Here is a 24,060-nt window from a genome sequence, read left to right as displayed (position 1 = left end):
AACCCGCTACACCGCAATCGACGGAATGCTCTTCATGCAGCGCAGCGCGAACATCGAGCGGCTATGCCGGATGCCGGCAATCTTGTAGAGCTTCTCGCGCAGAAAGCGCTCGTAACCCGCGGTGCCGTCCACGGCCACCTTGACCAGATAGTCGTAGTCGCCCGACACCAGATACGCCTCGAGCACTTCCGACAGCGTCGCGAGTTCGGCGCCGAAGCGGGCGAGGGCGTCGTCGTCGTGACGGTCGAGCGTGACCTCCAGCAACACCACATCCGCGAAACCGAGCTTTTGCTGATCGAGCAAAGCGACATAGCCGCGGATGTATCCCTCCGTTTCCAACTGACGCGTGCGATTCCAGCACGCGGTGGTCGACATGCCCACCAGCTCGGCCAGTTCCGCATTGCTCAGACGCGCGTTTTTCTGCAACTCGCGCATGATCTTGCGATCCTGGTTGTCGAGTGGGCGATTTCGGGTTGTCATAGCGTTATCGGAAGTATGTTCTGTGAAATCCTATTCTAGCGGAATATCGTCCTGACATGACGGTTCCGGCGCAGGGCTTTAAGAAGCCTATCCAGCCTGCCTCCGGGTATATTTTCAGGGTGCATTCATGCCCGGGACAACCGCCCGGGCCGCGGGCTTCGCGCCCACGGCCTCGTTTAGCCACAAGCTGTTATCCGGTGTCTCGCTGCCTTCCCAGCAAGAAGGCGGCACGCGGGCGAATTCCGGCGTCAACCGCGCCGGAAGGCGCGCTCGCCGGGCATGGACGCATGTTCCTAACCGAATGCCTGGTGGAGGTGGCATCGACGGCGGTGATCGCGGGACGACGTTTGCGCGCGTGCCGGATGCGCGAAAGGCGACGCCGCAGATCGCGGGCGTCGCCTTTCACGAGTCAGCGCGCCGGGCGCTGAGAGACGTTGCTGAGAATCAGTGAAAAATCAGGTACAGGATGACCAGTACGATCAGCGGGACGCCAAGAAGCCAGCCGAGAAGATAAGGCATGATGTGATCTCCTTTCGTGTTGAAGTTTGAATACGAAGGTGATTGAGCATCCGGCGTGCCTGACCTGATACGACGCTACGTTTGACGCTGCCGGCCTTGCTGGCGGTGCTTCTCCCGGCCGCCAGGTCAAGGTAAGTTCTCCCGCAGAACAATACTGAATTGCACCGGCTTCACGTCGTGCATCGCCTCGCGTTTCTCCCGCACGTTGCGGAAAATCCGCAGACAATTCCCCACCATCGACTGCGGCGTTTGCGTAATCAACGCGTCCATCGTCCCATCGATCAACAACGCGCGCGTATCCGGCGTCAAGCCATGGCCGACGAACAGAATCTTCTGTTCCGAACGCGCTTCGACAATCGCACGCGCGACGCCATCCGATCCGCCGCCGCTGTTATAAATGCCCGCGAGATCGGGATGCTGCTCCAGCAACTTGCGCGTCTGCATATAGTTGCGCTCGCTATCGTCGTGTCCTTCACGCAGTCCGATCACGCGTACCTGAGGAAACGTCGATTCGATCAGATGCAGAAAGCCGATCTCGCGCTCTTCGTGCCCGCGATAGTTGAGACTGCCCGCGAGCATCGCGATCTTGCCGCTCGGGCGCGGTCCCATGAAACGCCCCAGCAATAGCGCCGCGGTGCGCCCGGCCGAGCGGTTGTCGATACCTACATAAGCCAGCCGCCGCGCATTCGATAAATCCGAAATCAACGTGATAGCGGGCACGCCCTGATCCGCGAGCGCATTTACCGCGTCTCGCACTTGCGGATGTTCAAGCGCCATGAACACCACGCCATCCGCGCGCTGTCCGTAATGCAACAGACGGTCGGCCAGTTCCTTCGGATTGAAACTCTCGACGTAGTGCACACGGCATTTCATATCGAGCGCGTTCCACTGATCGTGCGCGAAGTCGATGTAGTCGCCGAGCATGTGCAGGTAGCGATTCGTGCCGGCGGGCAACAGAAACGCTATTCGCATGGGCTTCGACGCGGTGACGGCGGGCGCATTGGGCGTGAGCAGATAACCGAGTTGCGCGGCCGCTTGCAGCACACGTTGCGCAGTGACGGCGCGCACGTTCTCGCGACCGTTGAGCACACGATCCACCGTGGCGGTAGAGACCCCCGCGGCACGCGCGATATCGGGAATGCGCGCTCGTGCAGCGAGGTTAGCGTCGGCGCCAGGAAGCGGTTCGGACATGGCAGTCCTTCAGGGAGAGGTCAATCAAAAACCATCAAGTTCGCGGTTTGACAGCACTTGCCGCGCACGCCTAGTCTTGCAGCTATCACGCAACGACTGAACGCCGCCGACCCGAAATCAAAGCGTAGTCCGTCATGCCAGTAAAGGTTGCCGTGAACGATGATGGTTTTTGATGGATTCGACCGTCACATCAATTATAAGCAAGGAGACGCTCAAATGACCAACCTCGCGAGACGCACCGTACTGCGCGCCGCAGCTGCCTTACCGCTAGCCAGCGCGCTGGGTTTTCCGGCGATCGTGCGCGCGGCGTCCGGCCCGGAGTTCGTGTTCAAGTACGGCAACAATCTGCCGCTCGCGCATCCGCTGAACGTGCGCTCGCAGGAGGCCGCTAACCAGATCCGCGAGGCGTCGAAGGGGCGCATGGAGATCCGGATATTCCCTAACAACCAGTTGGGCGGCGACACCGACATGCTCGCGCAAGTGCGCAGCGGCGGCATCGAAATGTTCACGCCGTCGGCGCTGGTGGTGTCGACGCTCGCGCCGTCCGTCGCGATCAATGCCGTCGGCTTTGCCTTCAGCGACTACAACCAGGTGTGGAGCGCGATGGACGGCAAGCTCGGCGCGTACGTGCGCGCGGCGATGCAGAAGGCCGGCCTCGAGTCGTTCGAAAAGATGTGGGACAACGGCTTTCGTCAGACGACCACGAGCACCGGGCCGATCACGAGCGCGCAGAACATGCACGGTCTGAAGATCCGCGTGCCGGTGAGTCCGCTCAGTATCGACATGTTCAAGGGTCTCGGCGCGTCGCCCACCAGCCTGCAATTCAGCGAAGTCTATTCGTCGCTGCAAACGCATATCGTCGATGCGCAGGAAAACCCGCTGCCGATCGTGCAAGTGGCGAAACTCTACGAAGTGCAGAAGTACTGTTCGCTGACCAATCACATGTGGGACGGCTACTGGTTCGTGCTGAATCCGCGCGCGTGGCAACGCTTGCCGAAAGACCTGCAAGGCATTGCGAGCGACGCGTTCAATCAGTCGGCGCTGCGGCAGCGCGAGGACGTGCGCAAGCTCAACGACGCGGCCGTCGCGGATCTGCAAAGCAAGGGTCTCGCGATCAATCGTCCGGCGCCGGATACGTTTCGTGCCGCTTTGCGCCAGGCGGGTTTTTACGCCGAATGGAAAGGCAAATTCGGCGATCAGGCGTGGGACCTGCTCGAACAATCGGTCGGCAAGCTGGCCTGAACGCGCGCGCTGCAAACCGATGAGCACCAAATGAAAAGACGAAGCGCGGCGAGCACCCGCGAGGAGGCGCAAGGATGTCGAATCACGCGTTGAACCCAGTGGAAGCGCACGTGCCGTTGCACGCGGCGAGCGCGCCGCGCCGCTGGCTGCGAAGCTTCGATCGCGGTTTGATCGCGCTCGTCGAAGTCTGTGCGGCCGCGCTGCTGGCGATGGAAATCGTCGTCATGCTCGCGGGCGTGGTGTGGCGCTACGTGCTGCATCAGCCGCTGGTCTGGTCGGACGAACTCGCGGGCATCCTGTTTTTGTGGCTCGCCATGCTCGGCGCCGTGCTGGCGTTGCGACGCGGCGAACATATGCGGATGACGGCGCTGGTCAGCCGTTTGTCGCCGTCGCGGCGCGCGTTCGTCGATACGCTGGCGATCGCGGCGTCGGTTGCGTTGCTGGCGCTACTGATCGCACCGGCCTATGACTACGCGTCCGGCGAGGCCGCGATCGTGACGCCCGCCTTGCAGATCAGCAACGCGTGGCGCGCGCTCGCGTTGCCCATCGGCGCGGCGCTCATGCTGCTGGTCGGCATGCTTCGTCTCGCGCAGGTGAGCCGGATGCGCGACATACTTATCGTGCTCGTCATCGCGGCGGTGCTTGGCGCGGTGGCGGTGTTCGCCGGCCCATGGTTCCAGACCCTGGGCAAGACCAACCTCGTGATCTTTTTCGTCGGCGTCGTGGCGGTCGGGATTTTCTCGGGCGTGCCGATCGGGTTCTCCTTCGCGCTTGCCACCTTCGGCTATCTCGGTCTCTCGACCTTTACGCCGCTCGAAGTGATGGTCGGTCGCATGGACGAGGGCATGTCGCATCTCGTGTTGCTGGCGGTGCCGCTGTTTGTGTTTCTCGGCCTGCTGATCGAAATGACCGGCATGGCGCGCGCGATGATCGAATTCCTCGCGAGCCTCGTCGGTCATGTACATGGCGGGTTGTCGTTCGTGCTGATCGGCGCGATGTATCTGGTGTCCGGCATCTCCGGTTCGAAAGTGGCGGACATGGCGGCGATTGCGCCGGTGCTGTTCCCCGAGATGAAAAAACGCGGTGCCTCCGAAGGCGATCTGGTCGCGCTGCTCGCTACGACCGGCGCGCAAAGCGAAACCATTCCACCCAGCATCGTGCTGATCACGATCGGCTCGGTCACCGGCTTGTCGATCTCCGCGTTGTTCACGGCGGGCATGCTGCCGGGCGCGGTGCTCGCGCTGATTCTGTGCGCCGTGGTGTGGTGGCGTTACCGCAAGGAAGATCTGAGTGGTGCGCAGCGGTTCACGCGGGCGCAGATCGGGCGGCTGTTCCTCGTGTCGTTGCCGGCGCTGGCCTTGCCGTTCGTGATTCGCATGGCGGTGGTGGAGGGCATCGCGACCGCAACCGAGGTGTCCACCATCGGCATTGCCTATTCGATGCTGGTCGGCGTGCTGATCTATCGCCGGTTCGAATGGCGGCGGCTCGGCCGCATGCTGGTGGACGCCGCCACTTTGTCGGGGGCGATTCTTTTTATCATCGGATGCGCGACCGCCATGGCGTGGGCACTCACGCAATCCGGCTTTTCGCAGGACCTCGCGCAATGGATGGGCGCCATGCCCGGCGGCGCGTATGGTTTTCTCGCGGTGTCGATCGTCGTGTTCGTGATGCTCGGCAGTGTGCTCGAAGGGATACCCGCCATTGTGCTGTTCGGGCCGCTGCTGTTTCCGATCGCGCGGCTCGCCGGGGTCAATGAGGTGCACTACGCGATCGTCGTGATTCTCTCGATGGGCGTGGGCCTGTTTTCACCGCCGTTCGGCGTCGGTTATTACTCGGCGTGCGCAATCAGCAAGGTCAATCCCGACGCGGGCATGGGTCCGATCGCCGGCTATATGGGCGCACTGATCGTCGGGTTGATTCTGGTCGCGGCGATTCCCTGGATATCGATCGGGTTTCTCTAAGTTTTCTCTACACGTTCGACCTACGGGCGCTGCGTCGACAGCCGCGCCGGGGTGTCGCTCGTCTTTTCAATCCTGGTGCTTTGGGAGAGCTATATGAGTCGTTTCTTTGGCGAAATTCGTCAGGCGGGATATGTGGTCCGCGATATCGAAGCCGCAATGGACTACTGGAGCCGCGTGCTCGGCGTTGGCCCGTGGTTCTACAACGAACGCGTGCCCATCGAAAACTACACGTATCGCGGCCAATCTTATGAGGTGCATAACTCCGTCGCGTTGGCGAACTCGGGACCGTTGCAGGTCGAATTGATCCAGACACGTAACGACGCGCCGTCGATGTATCGCGACTTTCTCACCGCCGGTCATACGGGCTTGCAGCACAACGCGTATTGGACCACCTCGTTCGACGCGGATCTCGCCCGTCTGCAGGAGCAGGGTTTCAAGGTCGCGATGAGCGGGGAAGTGGGGCGCAACGGCCGGTTCGTTTACTTCGACACGGAAAACCATCCGGGCACCGTGATCGAACTGTCGGAGATCGCCGGGCCGAAAGGCAAACTGTTCGACATGATCTATGCGGCGTCCCGTGACTGGGACGGCAGCGATCCGGTACGCCGTTTTCCCGATCTGGGCACGCTATGAACGCCGCGCCGCAACGGCAGACCGGCGACGATGTACTCGAAGCCGACTATCTGATCGAGACGCCGCTCGATCCCGCGCGCGTCGCCGACGTGATGGCCGGCGAGCAGTCGAGCGGCACCTTCGTGCGCGTGGCCAATGAATCCGACGCGCTGCGCGCGCGCAGTCGCGCGACCGTGCTGCGCATCGAAGAACTCGACGCCGCTCAGCAACCCAGCTTGCCGAATGCCTGGCTCGCGCGCCAGCGCATCAACGGACCGTGGCGGCGCGCGCGCGTCACGCTGTCGTTCCCGCTGGCCAACATCGACGCGAATTTGCCGACGCTGGCCGCGACCGTCGCCGGCAATCTATACGACCTCGGCGAAGTGACCGGCATGCGCCTGTTGTCGCTGCGTTTGCCGGCCGCCTATCGCGCGCGTTTTGAAATGCCGCGGCATGGCGTGAAGGGCACGCGCGCGCTGACCGAGGTGCGCGACCGACCGCTGATCGGCACGATCGTCAAACCGAACGTTGGCCTGAGCGCAGCGGAAACGGCGGCGCTGGTGCGCGAGCTTTGCGAAGCAGGCGTCGATTTCATCAAGGACGACGAGGTGTGCGCGAACCCGCTGCACGCGCCGCTCGCGGAGCGCGTGCGGGCGGTGATGGCCGAAGTGCGCGGCTATCGCGAGCGCAGCGGCCGGCCGGTCATGGTCGCGTTCAATATCACCGACGACCTCGACGCCATGCGCCGTCACGCCGATCTGGTCGAACAGGAAGGCGGCAGTTGCGTGATGGCGAGCATCAACTGGTGCGGCTTTTCGGCAATCCAGACGCTGCGCCGCGCCACGCCGCTGGTGCTTCACGCGCATCGCAACGGCTACGGCATGATGTCGCGCGATCCGGCGCTCGGCATGTCGTTTCAGGCGTATCAAACCTTGTGGCGTTTGACGGGCGTCGATCACATGCACGTGCACGGCCTGGCCGGCAAATTCGCGCAGAGCGATGCCGAGGTGATCGAGTCGGCACGCGACTGCGCGACGCCGCTCGCGTCCGGCTACGACGACGTGGTGCTGCCGGCGTTTTCATCGGGCCAATGGGCGGGCACCGCGCAGGCGACCTTTGACGCGGTGCGTTCCACCGACCTGCTGTTCATGTCGGGCGGCGGCATTCTCGCGCATCCGGATGGCCCCGCTGCGGGCGTAACGAGCGTGCGCCAGGCGTGGGCCGCAGTGCAGGCGGGCACGCCGTTGCCGGTGTACGCGGAACACATGCCGGAACTGCGACGCGCGTTGCAGTTTTTCGGCGGTCGCGCGTGAGCGGCGCGTCGACACGGATAAGGGCATTAAGAACATGAGCGACTTGCCGCGCAACGATGGCCCGGACTACGCGTTTTACGGCGACGATTTCACCGGCGCGACCGACACGCTCGCGCATCTCGCCCGCGCCGGTTTGCGCACGATGCTGTTTTTCGAGCCGCCGGATGCCGCGCGTCTGTCGACGCTGGGCCCGCTCGACGCGCTCGGTGTCGCGGGCGCGGCGCGGACCATGGCGCCCTCCGCGCAGCAACGTGAACTCGCCCGTGTCGGTGCGGCATTCGCGAGCCTTGGCGTGCGCGTGATGCACTACAAGGTGTGCTCGACCTTCGATAGCGCGCCGCAGACTGGCAGCATCGGCGTGGCGGTTCGCACGCTCCGCGAGCACTGCGCGAACGAACTGGTCGCGGTGGTCGGCGGACAGCCGGATTTGCGGCGCTATTGCGTGTTTGGCGAGTTATTCGCGGCGGCCGGCGCCGACGATGCGCGGCAAGCGGTCTACCGGATAGACCGTCATCCGACCATGAGCCGACATCCTGTGACGCCGATGCACGAAGCGGATTTGCGCGTGCATCTACAGCGACAAGGATTGGAAAATGTGCAATCGATCGATTGGCGGAGTTACGCGGCGGGCGCTGCTGCGTTGGAATCCGATGTGCGGCGTCGGCTCGATTCAAAGCCGGACGCCGTGCTGTTCGACGTGCTCGACGAGTCGCATCTGCAAGCGATTGGCGATCTGATCTCGCGTTACGCCGCGACGTCGGCGCCGCTGCTGGCGGTCGGCGCGAGCAGTGTCGCGCAGGCGTATGCGTTGGCGCGCGGTGACGCGTGTCGGTCCGCAACGGCAAGCGAACCCGTCGGGCTGGCGCGCGCGCGTGGTCCCGTGTTCGTGCTGGCGGGCAGTTTGTCGCCGTTGACCGAGTTACAGATCGAGGCGGCGCGATCTTATTTGCGTGTCGAGTTGGACCCATTACAAATGACCGGCGACGCTGCCGCCGCATATCTCGCGACACGTGTGGAAGCGATAGCCAGTTCGTTGCGCAATGGTCGTAATGTGCTCGCCTTCACGAAGCGGCGAGCGGTGCGCGCGGCGGATCGCGAGACGACGGTGAATGCCGATGCGAATATAACCACATCTGCCGAAGGCGCACTCCCACAACTCGCCGATGCCTGCGCGGCACTGCTGCAACAAGTACTCAACGCCGTGCCTTTGCAGCGCGTGGGCATCGCCGGCGGCGACACGTCGAGCTTCGCCGTGCGTGCACTCGGCGCATGGGGTTTATCGTATCTCGCGCCCTTGTCGGCCGGTGTCACGGTGTGCCGTCTGCATGCCGATCGTGCGGAACTCGACGGCATGGAGATCATGCTCAAAGGCGGTCAGATGGGCGGCGCGGATCTGTTCGAACAACTGCTCAACGGCGACGAAGCACAAGACGCGTAACGGTCAGCCATTATCCGCAAAGCCAGGATAAAGCGTCATGCCGCCGTCGACGAACAACGTCGTGCCGACCACATAATCGCTATCGTCCGACGCGAGCCAGACAGCGGCCTTGCCGATGTCCTCCACGTCGCCCACACGGCCGTACGGAATCAATTTCAGCAGCTTCTCGCGCGCGGCCTCGGTATCCCATGCATCTTTATTGATCGGCGTGCGGATCGCGCCGGGCGCAATGGAGTTGACGCGAATCCGTTCGGGCGCGACCTCTTGCGCAAGGGATTTCATGAACATCTGAATGCCCCCTTTCGACGCCGCGTAGTTCACATGTCCCGCCCACGGAATGACTTCGTGCACGGAGCTCATGCAGATAATCTTGCCCAACGCTTTGGACACGTCGTGCGGTCCGCGTCGCCTGAATTCCTTCACAGCGGCTTGCGCGGTCAGAAATTGCCCGGTCAGATTGGTTGCCAGTACCGTTTGCCAATCTTGCAGCGTCATATCGGCAAACGCGCTGTCTTTCTGCACGCCCGAATTCGCGATCACGATATCCACAGTCCCGAAGCTCGTACGGCAGGCGTCGAACATACTGTCGACTTGAGCGGGGTTGGCCACATCGGCTTGAACCGCGAGTGCGGCGCCACCTGCCTGCTCGATCTCGTCGGCGAGTTGTTGCGCTGCATCGGCATGCGAGTGGTAGTTGAGCACCACAGTGGCACCGGCATCCGCCAGCGCTTTCGCGACGCCGTAACCAATCCCGGAGCTAGCGCCGGTGATCAAGGCGACCTGATTCGCGAGTAACTTTTCCATCGCATTCTCCGACGTGACAAGCGTGACAAACTTGAATAAGCGGCAACCGTCGACATAACGAAGCCGCCGGATAACCGAGCAGCGAACTGCATCGATATCCGGCGGCCGGCCAGGTTCAAGGTTCGGTTCGAACGAATCTGAACGAAAGAACCTGGTGCTTCAATCTGCCGAGGCTATATCACACCCGCCACGAGTAACACGATGATGACGATCAGCACGACACCGATACCACCCGTCGGCGCGTAGCCCCACGAGCGGCTATGCGGCCAGGTCGGAAACGCACCGATGAGAAGAAGAATCAGCACAATCAGAAGAATAGTTCCCAACATATTAATAACCTCCGCTTGGGTTGACAGGATCTGCCGTCACGCTAGCCACGCAGCGCCCATCGTGAGAAGGGTTCGCGATCGGCAGATCGATGTCCCTATTCAGCAAACCGCATGCCCAGGCGGAGAGTGGTGTCGAGAACGTTTTAAACCCGCGTCATTCGCTTACCCCTGTGCGGGGCCGCAGCGCGCCGATGCGAGCCACCACCAGATCGGCAACGAACGCAACGCCGAGCGCCACCGCACCGCAGATGAAAATCAGCGCGTAATTGTTATGCGAGTGCGAGAAAAGATACGAGTACCCATAGCCGCCGAGCGCCTGGAAGAGAGCGAAGGCGGTCGTCGCGCGGCTCCATGCGGCACGCTGTTCGGTGTGGTCGTGCGGCACGAGTTCATGAATGCGGCCGAGCGCCAGCGTGACGATGCCAGGCGTGAAGATACCGAGAATCACCGTCGCGATGACCAGGGCCACTGTGCTACCCGACAGCGCCAGCATCGCGACCGCTAACGCTTGCAGAAGCAGCGCGAGCCGATAGGCCTTGCCCGCGCCGATACGATCGGCCATGTTGCCGCAGAGTACCGGTCCCACGATCGCCGCCACGCCGTACAACACCCAGTAGTCGGCGCCGATCGCCGCGCCACGTCCCAGGCCGCGCGCCACGTAGTCCACCAGCAGCACCATCGCCGGGACGAGTCCGAGTGCGTTCGCCGCGTATTGCGCGTACAGCACGCGTAGCTTTAAACCCTGCGGGCGCGCGTCATGATGCGCGGCGGACGACGCCGGCGGCGCGGGCGGATTGGTCGACGGCCAGCCGAACCAGCTCACCGCGGTCAGCACCAGCGCGACGACGCCGAGGCCGATCCATGTGGTCTGCAAACCGAAGTGCAGCAGTTGGGGAATCAGCGTGCCGGATGCCGCGATACCGAGACCCAGCCCGAGAAAGATCATGCCGCTAACAAAGCCACGACGCGGCGCGGGCATATGCGGAAGAATCGACGTGGCCACCAGCACCATGATCGCGCCGCCGGAGATGCCCGACAGCAGACGCCAGCCGAAAAACCAGCTAATCGAAAGCGGATACGCGCAGGCGAAGAACGCGGCGGTGACGACCACCATCAGCCAACGCAACGCGCTGCGATTCGACAACGCCGACGCCAGCGGACGGCCGATCAACGCGCCCACCAGATAGCCGGCGAAATTCGCCGCGCCCAGTGTCACGGCTTGCGACGAGGTGAACCAGTGCGCCTGGATCAGCGAGGGAATCAGTGGCGTGTAGGCGAATCGCGCCAGCCCGATCGCGACGAGACTGCCGCACAACCCCGCGAGCGTTGCGAACAGCGCGCGGCTATCAAGTGAGGGCGTGCTTTCGGGCGTTAAAGCGGGGACTGCGGACATGACGGTTCCTTTACCGGCGCGCGCATGGCGCGGCGACCGGATGTCGGTGGGGAAAAACTTTGCATTAGAAGAGGCGCCGCGTTCGGCGCGTGGGGCTTAGCCGGAGCTGCCTGGCGCAGATGGCGCTGGCGCGGATAACTCCGGCAGTGCCGGCAGGCCTAGCAGCATGAGCGCCGGCGCGATCGCCGCGACGAGCTGCGCGCGTTGCGGTTTGACGCGCGCGAGAATCCGGATGCCGATCAACGTGGCGAGCAGATGAGCGGCGGCATCGTCCGCTGCGACGGTGGTCGCGATCTCGCCACTTTGTTGAGCCTCGGCCACACAGCGACGGAAAAACGCCTGAAGTTCGTCCAGTTCGGCGGCGACGGTGGCGCGGAAAGCCTGATCGTCGGACGTGGTTTCCAGCGCCGAGTTGACCAGCATGCAACCGCGTTGGTCGGGATCGGCAATTGCCCGCTCGATGATTTCGTGGAAGAACATCGTGACGCGCTGCGCCGCCGTCATGGTGGTTTCCAGCCGGTTGATCCGTTCGCGCAGCGTGTGCTCGAGATAGTGCTCGAGCGCCCGCAGATACAGACCGCGCTTGTCGCCGAACGCGTTGTAAAGGCTGGGCTGTGTCAAACCGGTCGACTTGACCAGGTCGCGCGTGGAAGTGGCCTCGTAGCCCTTGCTCCAGAACGCGGCGCTGGCCGCTTCGAGCACCTCGTATTCGTCGAAACCGCGGGGTCGTGCCATGGCGAAGATCCTTCCTGCGTAGCAAACAAAATTATGTATCACTCGATATAGAAACGGATTATATATCGAGTGATACAGAACGCAAGAAGAATGTCGACGCCCGCCGCAGCAGGCGTTTAGAGCGCGCTGCGCGGCACGGGAGGGGCCTCGGCCGGCGTTGGATCGTCCGTCGCGAGGGCGGTGTCCGGATAGCCGATCCGCACCGGCGGCACGAACCAGGCGAGGCAGAGGCCGACCAGCGCGGCAGCGCCGGCCACCAGAATGCCGATGTGAATCGACTGCACGAGGGCGTCGCGGGCGGAATTCATCATCGCGTCGCCCGCGTGGCCCGCGCTGACCAGCCGGTTGATCAACGCGGCCTGTTCCGCGCGATCCACCAGCAACTCCGGACTGGCGAACGATTTGAACCACTGCGTCGCCTGATACGAATCGAGCGAACGGTGGACGCCGCGCGAGTAGAGATGACCGAGCAGCGCGCCGGTCATCACCGTGCCGAGCATGCCGCCGAAGGTCCGCAGCGATTGCAGCAGCGCGGTCGCCGCGCCGACGTGATCGCGCGAGACGATCTGTTGCGAACAGACCGTCAGGCTGGTGGCGACCAGACCGAGGCCGAGTCCGCTGATGCCCATGCACGACATCCACACCAGATGCGGCTCGTTGCCGTGCAGCGCGACCACGCTGAGGCAAGCCAGCGCGGACAGCGCAAAGCCCACGTACATGATGCCGTTCGCGCGGCGGATTCGTGTGACGATCCGGTTGTTGACCACGCTGCCGATCGTCGTGCCCAGCAGCAGCGGCGTGATCAGCATGCCCGAGTCGTGCGCGGACATCGCGTAGCCGCCTTGAAACAGCAGCGGCACATAAAACACCAGCGAAAACAGCGCGAAGCCGCCGAGCACCGACATGGCGAACAGCGCGGACAGCTTGCGATCCATCAGCATGTCCACCGGCACGATCGGATAGCCGACGCGGCGTTCCCATAGCCACAGGATCAGCGCGCAACTCGCCGCGACGGCGGTGAGCGCGATCGTCATGGTGTCGATGCCGTGCTTGGGAAACAGTTCGATCAGCACCTGCAGCGTGCCGAACGTGAGCGCGAGCACGCACGCGCCGAGCCAGTCGAGCCGGACCGGGCCTTTGCGGCGCAGTTCATGCAAAGGCGGCAGAAAGCGCTGCACGAACAGCAGCGAGACCAGCCCGACCGGCACGTTGACGAAGAACACCAGCCGCCAGCCGCCGTATTGCGTCAGCATGCCGCCGAGCGACGGCCCCACCATATTGGCCACGCCGAACGAGGACGTGACGAACACCAGCCAGCGCAGCCGCCGTTTCGGATCGGGGAACAGATCGGCGACGGTGGCGAACATCGTGCCGATCAGAATGCCGCCGCCGATCCCTTGCAGGCCGCGCGACAGGACGAGCAGCAGCATGCTGCTGGCGAGCCCGCACAACACGGACGCGCCCGTGAACAGGATGATCGCGGCGATCAGAAACGGTTTGCGGCCGAACTGGTCGCCGAGCCGCCCGAAGATCGGAATCGTAATGACCGAGGCCAGCATGTACGACGTCGCGACCCACGCGTACAGGTCGAAGCCCTTCAATTCGGCGACGATACGCGGCAACGCGGTGCCCACGATGGTTTGATCCAGCGCGACCAGCATCGCGACGAACGAGATGCCGAGCATGGCCAGCAGCGATTCGCGGAATGGCAGGAGTTGTCCGCTGGGGACGTTGGAGGGCGCTGCAATCGACGCTGCGGTCATGACGTGCCTATCTGAATGGGCGAGGCGTTCACAAGCATGATAGGTGAGTGGGCGGCGGCGGGCGTCGTCGCGCGCGGACATTCGTTCGCCAGGCGTGGGCGTGTAGCCGGTTTGCCACCGGTCACACTTCGAGAATGCGGAATCGCCGCAACGTATCGATCTCGAACTGCAGACAACTCGCGCGATAGTCGCGGCACAGGCGTTCGGCTGTCGCGCCGTCGCCGGCGCGGATCGCCTCCACGATCGCCCGATGCTGCGCCACCGGCAGATCGGCCAGTGCGGTCAGACGCAACGTGAGGTCGCGCACGCGTCGAATCTGGTCCCAGCATTCATTGACGATCTGCGTGAGCCGAGGATTGCCGCCCAGCTTCAGCAGATGCGCGTAAAAGGCTTCGTCGGCGGCGGTCCAGGCGGCGAGGTCGTTTTTCTCGCGCGCCCGCTCCATGGCGTTGCAGGCCTGATCGAAGGGCGCCAGGTCTTTGGCGCGCAGCGTTGCGGCCGCGGCAATGCCGGCAGCGGTCGCTTCGAGACTGGTTTGCACCTGGTTGATTTCTTCGATATCCGCGAGCGACACCTGACGTACGCGAATACCGTGGCGCGGCACGATCTGCAGCAGGTTTTCCTTCTGCAAACGCACGAGCGCTTCCCGCACGGGCGTGCGGCTCACACCGAACAGACTGACGAGGTCGCGTTCCAGTAACTGCATGCCGGGACGAAACTCGTTGCTGAGAATTTTGGTGCGTAGCTGTAGATACACCGAGTCGGTGGATTTTTCGCGCAGCGTGGTCATGTGTTTCTGTCTCGCCGACGGATTGAAGGCGATTCTGCCACGCAGACGCGAAAGATGGGTTCAGTTTATGAGCCGCTTGCGAAACTCCGTCACGCTTTCAATGCGGCGCTTTGCGCGCCGCACCACCCCGACAGGCCGGGTCGACCGTTACCTGTCCCACACTTCATCCGGCAGCGGCAAGCCGGCCAGATCCTGAGCCGTCAGCGGCCGGTCGACCGCGACACCTTCGCTTTCCAGCATCAGCATGACCTGGCGCGTGTGTTGTGCGCTATGCCACGCGGTGCGCTCCAGCACTTCGTGCATGGGCCGCCGTCCATAGTAAGTCGGCACGTCGTAGCTGAGCGAGCGATCCGTCTCAGCCTGCCACCACGCGCGCAAATGCGCCCTCACGCTGTCGCCCCAGGCGGCAATCTGCTGCGGTCCCCAGTCGGCGGGCGGCACTTCGTCGAATCCTTCGAATCGCAATTCGATCTGCTGCGCGGCCTCGATACCCATCTCGGCCACGCGGAAGACGTGAAACGTCAGACCGGCCGGCGTCCGGTTGCGATTCCTGAACGGTTCGCGATACGCGGCGCCGCCGAATTGCCGCGTATAACGCGCGTTCGATTCGAGCACGAGTTCGAGGCGGCTGACCAGTTCCGCCGGCGGCAGCGGCGTCATGATCTTCGTTTTCAGATCCAGAAACTTGATGACGTCGTTGATCGACTGACAGAACGTGTAGCGGCCGCCGAGCGCGACCACGGGCACGCTGCGCGCGCCCAGCGCGGCGAGTTGCTCGGCGCCGTCGGGATCGTTATGCACGTCGATCGATTCGAATTCGATGCCCTGCTTCGTCAGAAACTCCTTGGTGCGTAAGCACGACGAACAGCCGGGTTGCCAGAACACCTTGATCTTTGCGTGGGTCGCGGTTTGCATCGCTGTCTCCTGTCGCGCGGTTCGCCTCGAAAGAGGCCGCCGGTCAATCTCATTGTTGCCAGGCCGTGGCTACGTGCAAAGCATTGCTTGACCATGCCGTCATCGCGAGCCACGATGGCGGGCAAACGTGCCAGTGGTGGTGGCACGCACACGCCGTACCGAGGAGCGCCGAATCCATCGGCGAACCCGGTTAGCTCGGTTACTTGCCGCGGGACGTCATGCCGACACTCGATCCGCTTTCGCTCAGGCTGTTTGTCAGCGTTGCTGAAACCGGCACCATCGCGGCCGCGGCGCAGCGCGAACATATCGCGGCAGCGGCCGTCAGCAAGCGCATCAGCGAGATCGAAGCCACGCTGGGCGTGGCGCTTCTACGGCGTACCAACAAAGGCGTGATGCCGACCGCCGCCGGTGAACGGCTGGTCGCGCTGGCACACCGCGCGCTGCATGAACTCGACGACATTGCCGTGCAAATGCGCGATTACGCCAGCGGCGTCAGCGGACTCATTCGGCTGGCGGCGAATGTGTCGTCGGTCGTGCAGTTCCTGCCGCGCGAGATCCAGTCGTTTGCCGCGCAGCATCCGCGGATTCAGATCCAGCTCGAAGAAAAGCCCAGTACAGGGGTGGTGAAAGCCGTCGCCGATAACGCAGCGGATATCGGCGTGTTCACGTCCGTGCCGCACGGCTACGACGTGCAAACGTTCCCCTATCACCGCGACTCCCTGACGCTCGTCACGCCGGCCGGTCATGCGCTGGCGCAGCATCAGGCGGTGGCTTTCGCGGACACACTCGACTTCGAGTACGTCGGCCTGCCGCCCGATACGGCGATCAGCCAGCAACTCACGCGCGCGGCGCACGCTCATGCGCGCCCGGTCAATCTGCGCATTCAGGTGACGAGCTACGACGCGCAATGTCTGATGATTGCAGCGGGACTCGGGCTCGGCGTCATGCCGCGTGCAATCGCGCAGGAGCAGGCGGACAAGCTGGGTTTGTCGATCGTCGCGCTTACCGATGCGTGGGCCGAGCGCGAGCTGCTGTTAGCCGTGCGTTCGCTGGACGCGTTGCCGGTGGCTTGCCGCATGCTGGTCGCGCATTTACGCGGCGGGTGATTGGCCTTTGCCACGCGCCATGCGTCATGCGCGCCGCTGGTTTGTCATGGCGGAGCGCATTGCATTAAGCGTTTCCCTTCATGCCGCCGCACAGCGCGCGGTGCTAGCATCGAAACGTTCGCGCGTTGCGCACGGCGCCAGCCGGCCTGCACGCTGCGCAGACCGCCGTGCAGGATAGTCGGATAGCCGCGTGCGCTTCGGCGCCGCCTGGAGGAGCGTCGTGCCAAAACTCAAATCGGCCACACAACCCGAAGCGCGCAACGGCAACTCATCGCAACTCGCCTACGAAAGCCTCAGGCAAAAAATCATAGAAAGCGAGCTGACGCCCGGCTCTTACGTGCTCGAACAGGATCTCGCGCAAATGCTCGGCGTGAGCCGCACGCCGATCCGCGAAGCGGCGATTCGCCTGCAGGGCGAAGGGCTGGTCGAGATCGTGCCGCGTCATGGCATTCACATCGTGCCGACCTCCGTCTCCGATATCAGCCATATCTACCAGGTGCTGATCAGCCTCGAATCGACGGCGGCGGGGTTGGTGGCCGCGCGCGGCGGCGTCGATCTGAGTCCGCTCGACAACGCCTGCCAGCAGATGACCGACGCGCTAGCCACGCAAGACATGCAAGCCTGGGCCGCCGCCGACGAAGCCTTCCACGAGGCACTCGTGCAACTCGGCGGCAATGCGCGCCTCGCGCAGGTCGTGATGAATTGCCGAGACCAGGTGCATCGCGTGCGACGCTTCACGCAACAGTTGCGGCCGCATCCACAACCGAAAAAATCGATCGCCGAGCATTACGAAATCATCGACGCGATTCGTCGCGGCGATGCAGCGCGAGCGAGCCGCTTATACCGCCTTCATCGTGAACGCGGCTGGCGCGAGCAGACTGCGGTGCTGCAGCAACACGGCATTCATCAGGCTTGAAAAGCCCTTTAAAACAGAGGAATTCGCGTCGGAATAACGGGTAAACCCAGCCGTTTTCCGATGCCGATGTTCTGTACTTTTAACGATTTAATGCATACATTAACTTACACGGTGAGCGGAAAAAGTCGACTTGACGAAGCCGTTTGCTGACCCGTCGCCGGCGTCACGGCGCGCGGCGGCATAACGACAATGACGGGCACTCAACCGTCAATCGTGGATGGAGACGAACCACATGAACGCGATTCGCAATGTCGTGCGGGGTATCTGCCTGAGCGCGACGCTGACGCTTGCGAGCGTCGGCGCCCACGCCAGTTCGCTGACGGTGACGCACTGGGGCGACGGTATGTACGGCGTGCCGTTCGCGGTTGCGCTGGACAAAGGTTTCTTCAAGGACGAGAAAGTCGACGTCACCGGTTTCATCACGTCGGAAGGCGGTGGAACCAGCATTCGCAACGCGATGGCGTCCGACATTCCGTACGGCGAGGTGGCGTTGCCCGCGGCGATCGCCGCGGTGAAACAGGGCGTCGATCTGACGATCGTGCACGGCGGCGTGCAAAGTCTCGGCGACCTCGTGTGGGTCGAACTGAAGAACGGCTCGATCACCAACATCAAGCAGATGAAGGGCAAGACGATCGGCTACAGCAGTCCCAAATCGACGACCGACATGATCTCCACGATCGCGCTCGACCGCGTCGGCCTGCTGGGCCAGGTGCAGCGCAAACCGGTGGGCAGTTCGAGCGGCATGCTCACGTCGCTCCAGCAAGGCGCGATCGACGTCGGCTATATGACCGAGCCGTCGTATAGCGCGAAGAAAGAGGGCCTACGCATCGCCTTTCGTTCGAACGACGTCGTGCCGAACGAAACGCAGACCGTCGGGATTGTCCGCACCGATTATCTGAAGGCGCATCCCGAGGTGATTCGCGGCATTATCCTGGCGCGCCGCAAGGCGGTGATCTACATGGCCGCGCATCGCGCCGAGGCCGCGCAGATCCTCGCCAAGGAATACAAGATGGACCCGGCGGTCGCTGCCTCGGCGATCAACAACGTACTCGACGCCGATCCGAAGTACTGGAGCGAAGGCAGTCTCGACTACAAGAGCATGGACGAAGTACTCAAAGGCCTGGTGCTGGTCAAGGCCATTCCCGAAGGGCCATTCGACTGGTCGAAGATCGTCGACGAATCGATGTTGCCGGCCGATCTACGCAGCAAGAAGTGAGGTCGCGATGAGCGCACTATCCCGCCAGAAAGCCAATATCTCGGTGGTCGCGCCGAGTGCGCTGTCGCCCGACGGCAAGCGCATCGAGGCCACGCTTACCGACGTCACGCGCATCTATCCCGGCACGGGCGGCAAGCCGCCGTTTCACGCGCTCGGCCCCGTGAGCCTCGAATTGCGTGCGGGCGAGTTCTTCTCCGTGGTGGGTCCATCGGGTTGCGGCAAGTCCACACTGCTCGACGTGCTGGCCGGTCTGAATCCCGCAAGCGGCGGGACGGTGACGTTCGAAGGCAAGCCGGTCGGCGCGGAAGTGCCGGACGGCGTCGCCGTGGTGTTTCAGGAAGACGCGAGTTTTCCGTGGCTGAACGTGTTCGACAACGCCGCGTTCGCCGCGCGTCAGGCCGGCGTCGCCGAAGCGGAAGTGCGTGAGCGGGTCGACCACGCGCTGTCGTTCATGGGACTCAAACGGTTTGCGAGCGCTTACCCCGCGCAGTTGTCGGGCGGCATGCGCCAACGGGTTTGTATCGCACGTGCCATGGTGGTGCGGCCGCGCCTGCTGTTGCTCGATGAACCGTTCGGCGCGCTCGATCAGCAAACCCGTCTGCTGATGGGCGACGAAACCCTGAAGCTATGGCGCGACACCGGCGCGACCGTGCTGCTGATCACCCACTCGATCGACGAAGCCGTGTTGCTGTCCGACCGCATCGGCGTGATGTCGGCGTGTCCGGGCCGTTTCATCGCGACGATCGACACCGGCTGGCCGCGTCTGCGCGACAGTACGACGGCACTCGACGCGCGTTTCGGCGAATTGACCGCGCAAGTGTGGGGCTTGCTGCGCGAAGAAGCGCTCAAAGCGCTCGGGAGCCAGCAATGAATACCGCCGCGCGTTGGCGGCTCGGTCTGATCGTCGGGCTGATCGTGCTGCTGGAGATTGCGAGCCGCGCCGCGTGGATCAATCCGGTGTCGTTCATTCCGCCTTCACGGATGATCGTGAGCGCCGTGCAACTGCTGGTGTCCGGCGAATACACGTCGGACATTTTGCAAACGCTCGGCAGCGCGTTGCTTGCAGTGGCGCTGGCGGTGGTGGTGGGTTTCGTCGGCGGCGTGCTGCTGTTCCGGTTGCCGCGCGTGCGGCGTGTGCTTGATCCGCTGCTGCTGTCGTATTACGCGGTGCCGGTGTTCGTGCTCTACCCGATCCTGATCGTGCTGCTCGGCCTGAATCGCTGGCCGCTGGTGGGCATCGGTTTTCTGTTCGCGGTGGTCGCGATGGCGGTGAATACGCTCAACGGTCTGGAGCGCGTGCCGCGTGTGCTGCTGCGTACGGCCCGCGTGTGCCGCCTGAATACGTTCGACGAAATCCGGCTGATTACGTTGCCGTCGAGTTTGCCGTTTGTGTTCACCGGCATCAAGTTGACGGTGGTGTACGCGTTTATCGCCGTCGTGGCCGGGGAATTCGTCTTGTCGGGTTCGGGCTTCGGCTACCAGATCGCCTTTGCGTACAACAACTTCGACAACCCGACCATGTACGGCCTGATGGTGCTGATGCTGCTGTTCGTCGGCACCGTCAACGCGCTGCTGCGTTCGGCCGAAGCACGCCTGTACCGGCGGATTCGCAGGGAGGTGGCATGAGCACGATCGTCGTTGCGCACACAATCAAACCGCGGCACGCGCGGCGCTGGCTCGACGGCGTTGTGCTGCTCGTCGTGCTGGCCGTGCTGTGGCAGGTATCGAGCGAGATGCTGGGTCCGGACGTGCTCACCACGCCGTGGCGCACGCTGGTCCGCGCGGTTCATATTGTCAGCGACCCGGATTTCCCGGCGAGTCTGTACGTGACCGCGTTCGCGTTCGGCTCGGCGTTTCTGATCTCCGCGGTCTGCGGGGTGTGTCTCGGCATGCTGCTCGGCGCGCGCAAGCTGGCCGGCGACGTGATGGAGCCGCTGATGATGGGCTTCTACTCGATTCCCAAAGTCACGCTGTATCCGGTCGTGCTGCTGGCGTTCGGCCTGGGCCTGTGGGCCAAGATCGTGTTCGGCGTGATGCACGGCATCGTACCGATCACGATCTTCACGATGAACGCCGTGCGCAACCTGCCGCCCATTTACACGCGTGCGGCACGCACCTACCGGCTGAGTCCGGTCGCTTTCGCGCGCCGCATCCTGCTGCCCGCCTGTGTGCCGGAAGTGGTCGCTGGCCTGCGGATCGGCTTTTCGCTGACGCTGCTCGGCACGCTGATCGGCGAGATGTTTGCGTCGCAGAGCGGCATCGGCCACATGCTGATGATCGCGATGAACCGCAGCGAGACCAGCACGATCATGGCGCTCGCGCTGATGCTGTTCGTCTTCGCGACGCTCGTCAATCTGCTGTTGCTGGCGTGGCAACGGCGTCTTACCCATAGCAATTGAGCAGGAGCGTTCGATGAGTACTCCCGGAAAGCTGAAAGCGATTCTCAAGAGCGGACGCTTTGTCGTCGCGCCCGGCGTATTCGACATGTTCTCGGCGCGGGTCGCCGATCGCCTGCCGTTCGAGGCGCTGTACATGACCGGCTACGGCGTGTCCGGCTCGTATCTGGGCGTGGCCGATGCCGGTCTCGTCAGCTATGCGGACATGGTGGGGCGTGCGCGGCAAATCGCCGAAGGCATCGGCAAGCCGTTGATCGCGGACGCGGATACGGGCTTCGGCGGTCTGCTCAACGTGCGGCACACCGTGCGCGGCTACGAAGCCGCAGGCGTGCAGGCGATCCAGATGGAAGACCAGGTGATGCCGAAAAAATGCGGCCACACTCAAGGCCGCCAGGTCGTGCCGCTGGACGACATGCTGAAGAAAATCGAAGTCGCGCGCGAAGCACGCCGCAGCGACGACATGCTGATCATCGCCCGGACCGATTCACGCACCACGCTCGGCCTCGACGAAGCGATCCGGCGCGGCAAGGCGTTCGCTCGCGCGGGCGCGGACATCGTGTTCGTCGAATCGCCGGAAAGCGCCGAGGAATTCAAGCGGATCGGCGGCGAACTCGCCGATTGCGGCGCGTGGCTGTTCGCCAATATGGTGCCCACGGGCCGCTCGCCGGTGGTCGCGAGCAGCACGCTGAAGGAGTGGGGCTTCAGCATCGCGATCTATCCGTCGATCGGCATGGCGGCGGCGACCTCCGCATTGGACAGCGCGTACCGTCATCTGCTCGAACACGGCGACTCGCTCGATCTGCAGGTGCCGTCGTTCACGATGGACCAGTTGCATGAACTGGTCGGCTTCCCCGAGGTGTGGGCGTTCGAGAAACGCCACGCGCAAAGCGGCGAGGCGGCATCATGAACGCGCCGCGCACGCTGTTCGACAAGCTGTGGGACAGCCACACGATTGCGAAATTGCCGGGTGGCGTCGACCTGTTGCAGGTGGACCGCAATCTGATGCACGAACTGACCGGCGTCGAAGCGATCCGCGTGCTCGAAGCGCGCGATTTGCCGGTCAGCAATCCGGAGTTGACCTTCGCGACGCTCGATCACGTGATCTCCACGCAACCCAGCCGCCGCGCCGGCGACGCGGACTGGAGCACGACCATGGTCGACGCGATGCGCGCGCAGATGACGCAGCACGCGATCCCGTTGTTCGATATCGGCGCGCAGGGGCGGCAAGGCATCGTCCATGTGATTGGTCCGGAGCTGGGCTTGTCGTTGCCGGGTACGTTGATCGTTTGCGCGGATAGCCACACCTGTACGCATGGCGCGTTGGGGGCGCTGGCGTTCGGCATCGGCTCGACCGAACTGGTGCATGTGCTGGCGACGCAAACCGTGCGTCAGAAGAAACCGCGCACCATGCGGGTCCGTTTCAACGGCAGCGTGGCCGAAGGCGTGACCGCCAAGGACATGATTCTGTACGTGATCGGCACGCTCGGCGCGAGCGCGGGAACCGGTTACGCCGTCGAATTCGCCGGCGCGGCGGTCGAGGCGCTCTCGATGGAAGCGCGTTTGACGCTCTGCAATCTGACGATCGAACTCGGCGCCAAGTTCGGCCTCGTCGCGCCGGATGACGTGACGTTCACGTATTTGCGCGGCCGCCCATACTCGCCGCAGGACGCGAGCTTTGACGCAGCGCTGGAAGACTGGCGCCGCCTGCCGAGCGACGCAGGCGCGCATTTTGACCGCGAAGTCGAGATCGACGCGTCGGCGATTGCGGTGCAGGTCACCTGGGGCACGAGCCCCGAGCATGTGATCGCGATCGACGCCGCCGTGCCCGACCCCGTCGACGAAACCGATCCGGCGCGCCGTGAAGCGCTGCAACGCGCGCTCGATTACATGGGCGTGCATGCGGGGCAGCATCTGGACGAGTTGAGCGTGGACCGCGTGTTTATCGGCTCATGCACCAACAGCCGGATCGAAGATTTGCAGGCCGCCGCGCGCGTCGTCGCGGGACATCATGTCGCCGACGGCGTCACCGCGTGGGTCGTGCCCGGCTCGCTAAGCGTCGCGCGGGAAGCGGAAGCACAGGGCCTGGCGCAGGTATTCCGCGCGGCGGGCTTCGATTGGCGCGAGCCCGGCTGCTCGATGTGCGTCGGCGCGAATGGTGACGTCGTCGGGCGTGGCGAGCGTTGCGTGTCGACGTCGAATCGTAACTTTGTCGGCCGGCAAGGACCGGGTGCGCGCACGCATCTGGCGAGTCCCGCCGTCGCGGCGGCCAGCGCGCTGGCAGGCCATATCGCCGCGCCCGCGCGTGCCGGAGTCGTTCGATGAAAGCGTTCACGGTAGTCAAGGGGCCGGCCGCGCCGCTGCTGCGCAATAACGTCGACACCGACCTGATCATTCGCATCGAACGAATCTCGCAACTCGTGCGCGGTCAACTCGGGCCGTGGTTATTCGAAACGCTGCGGTATCGCGACGGCGGTCCCGAGCAGGGCGAGCGCGAGGACTTCGTGCTGAATCAGCCGGCCTTCCGGCACGCATCGATTCTGTTGGGCGGTGCGAATTTCGGTTGTGGCAGCTCGCGTGAAATGGCGGTGTGGGCGCTCGAAGAATTCGGTATTCGCTGCGTGATCGCACCTTCGTTCGGCGATATCTTCTTCAACAATTGTCTGCAGAACGGGCTGCTGCCGGTGCGTCTCGACGCCTCGGTAATCGAGTCGCTCGCTGCCGCCGCAGCGGACGGCGAGCCGCTCGAAGTCGATTTGCGCGCCCTCGACATTCGCGCGCGCGGATTGCCGCCGATCCCGTTCGAATTCGACGCCGCGCGTCGCGCGGTACTGCTCGAAGGACTCGACGAGGTCGACCAGACGCTGCGTCTCGCCGCCGACATCGACGCTTTTCGCCGCGAGGATCGCGCGAGGCGTGCCTGGGCTTACCTGCCGCGATAGCG

23 protein-coding genes are annotated in these 24,060 nt (G+C 63.7%); 14 read left to right on the top strand and 9 right to left on the bottom strand.

The window, feature by feature from the left end; all coding sequences use genetic code 11:
- Window positions 1-6: 6 nt before the first annotated feature.
- Window positions 7-480: an Lrp/AsnC family transcriptional regulator gene (locus tag FA94_RS33630; RefSeq protein WP_035559916.1), complete on the bottom strand. Its 474-nt coding sequence runs from the start codon at window positions 478-480 to the stop codon at window positions 7-9.
- A 645-nt stretch (window positions 481-1,125) separates the two neighbouring features.
- The gene (locus FA94_RS33625; RefSeq protein ID WP_035559914.1) at window positions 1,126-2,190 is read right to left on the bottom strand and encodes a LacI family DNA-binding transcriptional regulator; all 1,065 of its coding nucleotides are present in this window, start codon (window positions 2,188-2,190) and stop codon (window positions 1,126-1,128) included.
- A 216-nt stretch (window positions 2,191-2,406) separates the two neighbouring features.
- Between FA94_RS33625 and FA94_RS33620 the strand changes: the two genes are divergently transcribed.
- The 5 genes from FA94_RS33620 to FA94_RS33600 all read left to right on the top strand — a co-directional run bounded on the left by FA94_RS33620 (window position 2,407) and on the right by FA94_RS33600 (window position 8,756).
- Window positions 2,407-3,432 (top strand): TRAP transporter substrate-binding protein, encoded by a 1,026-nt coding sequence (locus FA94_RS33620; RefSeq protein ID WP_035559912.1) that lies wholly within the window; start codon window positions 2,407-2,409, stop codon window positions 3,430-3,432.
- Window positions 3,433-3,506: 74 nt separating this feature from the next.
- Window positions 3,507-5,393 carry a TRAP transporter large permease gene (locus tag FA94_RS33615; protein WP_035559910.1) on the top strand — a complete coding sequence of 629 codons (1,887 nt, stop codon included), beginning with the start codon at window positions 3,507-3,509 and terminating at the stop codon, window positions 5,391-5,393.
- Window positions 5,394-5,486: 93 nt separating this feature from the next.
- Window positions 5,487-6,026, top strand: a complete 540-nt coding sequence (locus FA94_RS33610; protein ID WP_035559908.1) for a VOC family protein — start codon at window positions 5,487-5,489, stop codon at window positions 6,024-6,026.
- Window positions 6,023-7,318 carry a ribulose-bisphosphate carboxylase large subunit family protein gene (locus FA94_RS33605; protein ID WP_035559905.1) on the top strand — a complete coding sequence of 432 codons (1,296 nt, stop codon included), beginning with the start codon at window positions 6,023-6,025 and terminating at the stop codon, window positions 7,316-7,318. The genes FA94_RS33610 and FA94_RS33605 overlap by 4 nt, the downstream gene beginning before the upstream one ends.
- Before the next feature lie 34 nt (window positions 7,319-7,352).
- Entirely contained in the window at window positions 7,353-8,756 is a 1,404-nt protein-coding gene (locus FA94_RS33600; protein WP_051981036.1) for a four-carbon acid sugar kinase family protein, read from the top strand.
- Between the two features lie 3 nt (window positions 8,757-8,759).
- Here the strand turns inward: FA94_RS33600 and FA94_RS33595 are convergent, their stop codons facing one another.
- The 7 genes from FA94_RS33595 to FA94_RS33565 form a co-directional block, all read right to left on the bottom strand.
- On the bottom strand, window positions 8,760-9,560 hold the full coding sequence (locus FA94_RS33595) for an SDR family oxidoreductase (RefSeq protein WP_035559903.1): 801 nt from the start codon (window positions 9,558-9,560) through the stop codon (window positions 8,760-8,762).
- A gap of 173 nt (window positions 9,561-9,733) precedes the next feature.
- The gene (locus tag FA94_RS38350; RefSeq protein WP_035559900.1) at window positions 9,734-9,889 is read right to left on the bottom strand and encodes a DUF3309 family protein; all 156 of its coding nucleotides are present in this window, start codon (window positions 9,887-9,889) and stop codon (window positions 9,734-9,736) included.
- A 154-nt stretch (window positions 9,890-10,043) separates the two neighbouring features.
- Complete coding sequence (locus tag FA94_RS33585) at window positions 10,044-11,282, bottom strand: YbfB/YjiJ family MFS transporter (protein ID WP_035559898.1); 1,239 nt, start codon at window positions 11,280-11,282, stop codon at window positions 10,044-10,046.
- Between the two features lie 96 nt (window positions 11,283-11,378).
- Window positions 11,379-12,017 (bottom strand): TetR/AcrR family transcriptional regulator, encoded by a 639-nt coding sequence (locus tag FA94_RS33580; RefSeq protein WP_035559895.1) that lies wholly within the window; start codon window positions 12,015-12,017, stop codon window positions 11,379-11,381.
- Window positions 12,018-12,133: 116 nt separating this feature from the next.
- Window positions 12,134-13,780: an MFS transporter gene (locus tag FA94_RS33575; RefSeq protein WP_035559893.1), complete on the bottom strand. Its 1,647-nt coding sequence runs from the start codon at window positions 13,778-13,780 to the stop codon at window positions 12,134-12,136.
- Window positions 13,781-13,901: 121 nt separating this feature from the next.
- The gene (locus FA94_RS33570; RefSeq protein ID WP_035559890.1) at window positions 13,902-14,570 is read right to left on the bottom strand and encodes a GntR family transcriptional regulator; all 669 of its coding nucleotides are present in this window, start codon (window positions 14,568-14,570) and stop codon (window positions 13,902-13,904) included.
- Window positions 14,571-14,717: 147 nt separating this feature from the next.
- Window positions 14,718-15,485, bottom strand: a complete 768-nt coding sequence (locus FA94_RS33565) for a glutaredoxin domain-containing protein (protein WP_035559887.1) — start codon at window positions 15,483-15,485, stop codon at window positions 14,718-14,720.
- Between the two features lie 218 nt (window positions 15,486-15,703).
- On the opposite strand from FA94_RS33565, the gene FA94_RS33560 reads away from it, so the two are divergent.
- The 9 genes from FA94_RS33560 to leuD all read left to right on the top strand — a co-directional run bounded on the left by FA94_RS33560 (window position 15,704) and on the right by leuD (window position 24,058).
- The gene (locus FA94_RS33560; protein ID WP_035559879.1) at window positions 15,704-16,591 is read left to right on the top strand and encodes a LysR family transcriptional regulator; all 888 of its coding nucleotides are present in this window, start codon (window positions 15,704-15,706) and stop codon (window positions 16,589-16,591) included.
- A gap of 220 nt (window positions 16,592-16,811) precedes the next feature.
- Window positions 16,812-17,507 (top strand): GntR family transcriptional regulator, encoded by a 696-nt coding sequence (locus FA94_RS33555; protein ID WP_035559876.1) that lies wholly within the window; start codon window positions 16,812-16,814, stop codon window positions 17,505-17,507.
- Window positions 17,508-17,739: 232 nt separating this feature from the next.
- Window positions 17,740-18,723 (top strand): ABC transporter substrate-binding protein, encoded by a 984-nt coding sequence (locus FA94_RS33550; RefSeq protein ID WP_035559873.1) that lies wholly within the window; start codon window positions 17,740-17,742, stop codon window positions 18,721-18,723.
- 7 nt (window positions 18,724-18,730) lie between these two features.
- Window positions 18,731-19,594 carry an ABC transporter ATP-binding protein gene (locus tag FA94_RS33545; RefSeq protein WP_035559865.1) on the top strand — a complete coding sequence of 288 codons (864 nt, stop codon included), beginning with the start codon at window positions 18,731-18,733 and terminating at the stop codon, window positions 19,592-19,594.
- Window positions 19,591-20,349 (top strand): ABC transporter permease, encoded by a 759-nt coding sequence (locus FA94_RS33540; RefSeq protein ID WP_035559862.1) that lies wholly within the window; start codon window positions 19,591-19,593, stop codon window positions 20,347-20,349. Before FA94_RS33545 ends, FA94_RS33540 begins: the two co-directional genes overlap by 4 nt.
- A complete protein-coding gene (locus FA94_RS33535; protein ID WP_035559859.1) occupies window positions 20,346-21,122 on the top strand; it encodes an ABC transporter permease in 777 nt (258 codons plus the stop codon). The genes FA94_RS33540 and FA94_RS33535 overlap by 4 nt, the downstream gene beginning before the upstream one ends.
- A gap of 13 nt (window positions 21,123-21,135) precedes the next feature.
- Window positions 21,136-22,026 (top strand): isocitrate lyase/PEP mutase family protein, encoded by an 891-nt coding sequence (locus FA94_RS33530; RefSeq protein ID WP_035559856.1) that lies wholly within the window; start codon window positions 21,136-21,138, stop codon window positions 22,024-22,026.
- Entirely contained in the window at window positions 22,023-23,441 is a 1,419-nt protein-coding gene (gene leuC, locus FA94_RS33525; RefSeq protein WP_035559852.1) for a 3-isopropylmalate dehydratase large subunit, read from the top strand. The genes FA94_RS33530 and leuC overlap by 4 nt, the downstream gene beginning before the upstream one ends.
- On the top strand, window positions 23,438-24,058 hold the full coding sequence (gene leuD / locus FA94_RS33520; protein WP_035559842.1) for a 3-isopropylmalate dehydratase small subunit: 621 nt from the start codon (window positions 23,438-23,440) through the stop codon (window positions 24,056-24,058). Before leuC ends, leuD begins: the two co-directional genes overlap by 4 nt.
- Window positions 24,059-24,060: the final 2 nt, after the last annotated feature.

Origin of the sequence: Burkholderia sp. 9120, from assembly GCF_000745015.1 — a bacterium.
Taxonomy (GTDB): Bacteria; Pseudomonadota; Gammaproteobacteria; order Burkholderiales; family Burkholderiaceae; genus Paraburkholderia.
Note: the sequence above shows the minus strand (reverse complement) of the source record. Positions and strands in the feature narration are given on the sequence as shown.

What these genes read in the sequence shown, in the direction of transcription:
- FA94_RS33630 (WP_035559916.1), bottom strand. Translation starts at nt 480, where the DNA reads ATGACAACCCGAAATCGCCCACTCGACAACCAGGATCGCAAGATCATG.
- FA94_RS33625 (WP_035559914.1), bottom strand. Translation starts at nt 2,190, where the DNA reads ATGTCCGAACCGCTTCCTGGCGCCGACGCTAACCTCGCTGCACGAGCG.
- FA94_RS33620 (WP_035559912.1), top strand. Translation starts at nt 2,407, where the DNA reads ATGACCAACCTCGCGAGACGCACCGTACTGCGCGCCGCAGCTGCCTTA.
- FA94_RS33615 (WP_035559910.1), top strand. Translation starts at nt 3,507, where the DNA reads ATGTCGAATCACGCGTTGAACCCAGTGGAAGCGCACGTGCCGTTGCAC.
- FA94_RS33610 (WP_035559908.1), top strand. Translation starts at nt 5,487, where the DNA reads ATGAGTCGTTTCTTTGGCGAAATTCGTCAGGCGGGATATGTGGTCCGC.
- FA94_RS33605 (WP_035559905.1), top strand. Translation starts at nt 6,023, where the DNA reads ATGAACGCCGCGCCGCAACGGCAGACCGGCGACGATGTACTCGAAGCC.
- FA94_RS33600 (WP_051981036.1), top strand. Translation starts at nt 7,353, where the DNA reads ATGAGCGACTTGCCGCGCAACGATGGCCCGGACTACGCGTTTTACGGC.
- FA94_RS33595 (WP_035559903.1), bottom strand. Translation starts at nt 9,560, where the DNA reads ATGGAAAAGTTACTCGCGAATCAGGTCGCCTTGATCACCGGCGCTAGC.
- FA94_RS38350 (WP_035559900.1), bottom strand. Translation starts at nt 9,889, where the DNA reads ATGTTGGGAACTATTCTTCTGATTGTGCTGATTCTTCTTCTCATCGGT.
- FA94_RS33585 (WP_035559898.1), bottom strand. Translation starts at nt 11,282, where the DNA reads ATGTCCGCAGTCCCCGCTTTAACGCCCGAAAGCACGCCCTCACTTGAT.
- FA94_RS33580 (WP_035559895.1), bottom strand. Translation starts at nt 12,017, where the DNA reads ATGGCACGACCCCGCGGTTTCGACGAATACGAGGTGCTCGAAGCGGCC.
- FA94_RS33575 (WP_035559893.1), bottom strand. Translation starts at nt 13,780, where the DNA reads ATGACCGCAGCGTCGATTGCAGCGCCCTCCAACGTCCCCAGCGGACAA.
- FA94_RS33570 (WP_035559890.1), bottom strand. Translation starts at nt 14,570, where the DNA reads ATGACCACGCTGCGCGAAAAATCCACCGACTCGGTGTATCTACAGCTA.
- FA94_RS33565 (WP_035559887.1), bottom strand. Translation starts at nt 15,485, where the DNA reads ATGCAAACCGCGACCCACGCAAAGATCAAGGTGTTCTGGCAACCCGGC.
- FA94_RS33560 (WP_035559879.1), top strand. Translation starts at nt 15,704, where the DNA reads ATGCCGACACTCGATCCGCTTTCGCTCAGGCTGTTTGTCAGCGTTGCT.
- FA94_RS33550 (WP_035559873.1), top strand. Translation starts at nt 17,740, where the DNA reads ATGAACGCGATTCGCAATGTCGTGCGGGGTATCTGCCTGAGCGCGACG.
- FA94_RS33545 (WP_035559865.1), top strand. Translation starts at nt 18,731, where the DNA reads ATGAGCGCACTATCCCGCCAGAAAGCCAATATCTCGGTGGTCGCGCCG.
- FA94_RS33540 (WP_035559862.1), top strand. Translation starts at nt 19,591, where the DNA reads ATGAATACCGCCGCGCGTTGGCGGCTCGGTCTGATCGTCGGGCTGATC.
- FA94_RS33535 (WP_035559859.1), top strand. Translation starts at nt 20,346, where the DNA reads ATGAGCACGATCGTCGTTGCGCACACAATCAAACCGCGGCACGCGCGG.
- FA94_RS33530 (WP_035559856.1), top strand. Translation starts at nt 21,136, where the DNA reads ATGAGTACTCCCGGAAAGCTGAAAGCGATTCTCAAGAGCGGACGCTTT.
- leuC (WP_035559852.1), top strand. Translation starts at nt 22,023, where the DNA reads ATGAACGCGCCGCGCACGCTGTTCGACAAGCTGTGGGACAGCCACACG.
- leuD (WP_035559842.1), top strand. Translation starts at nt 23,438, where the DNA reads ATGAAAGCGTTCACGGTAGTCAAGGGGCCGGCCGCGCCGCTGCTGCGC.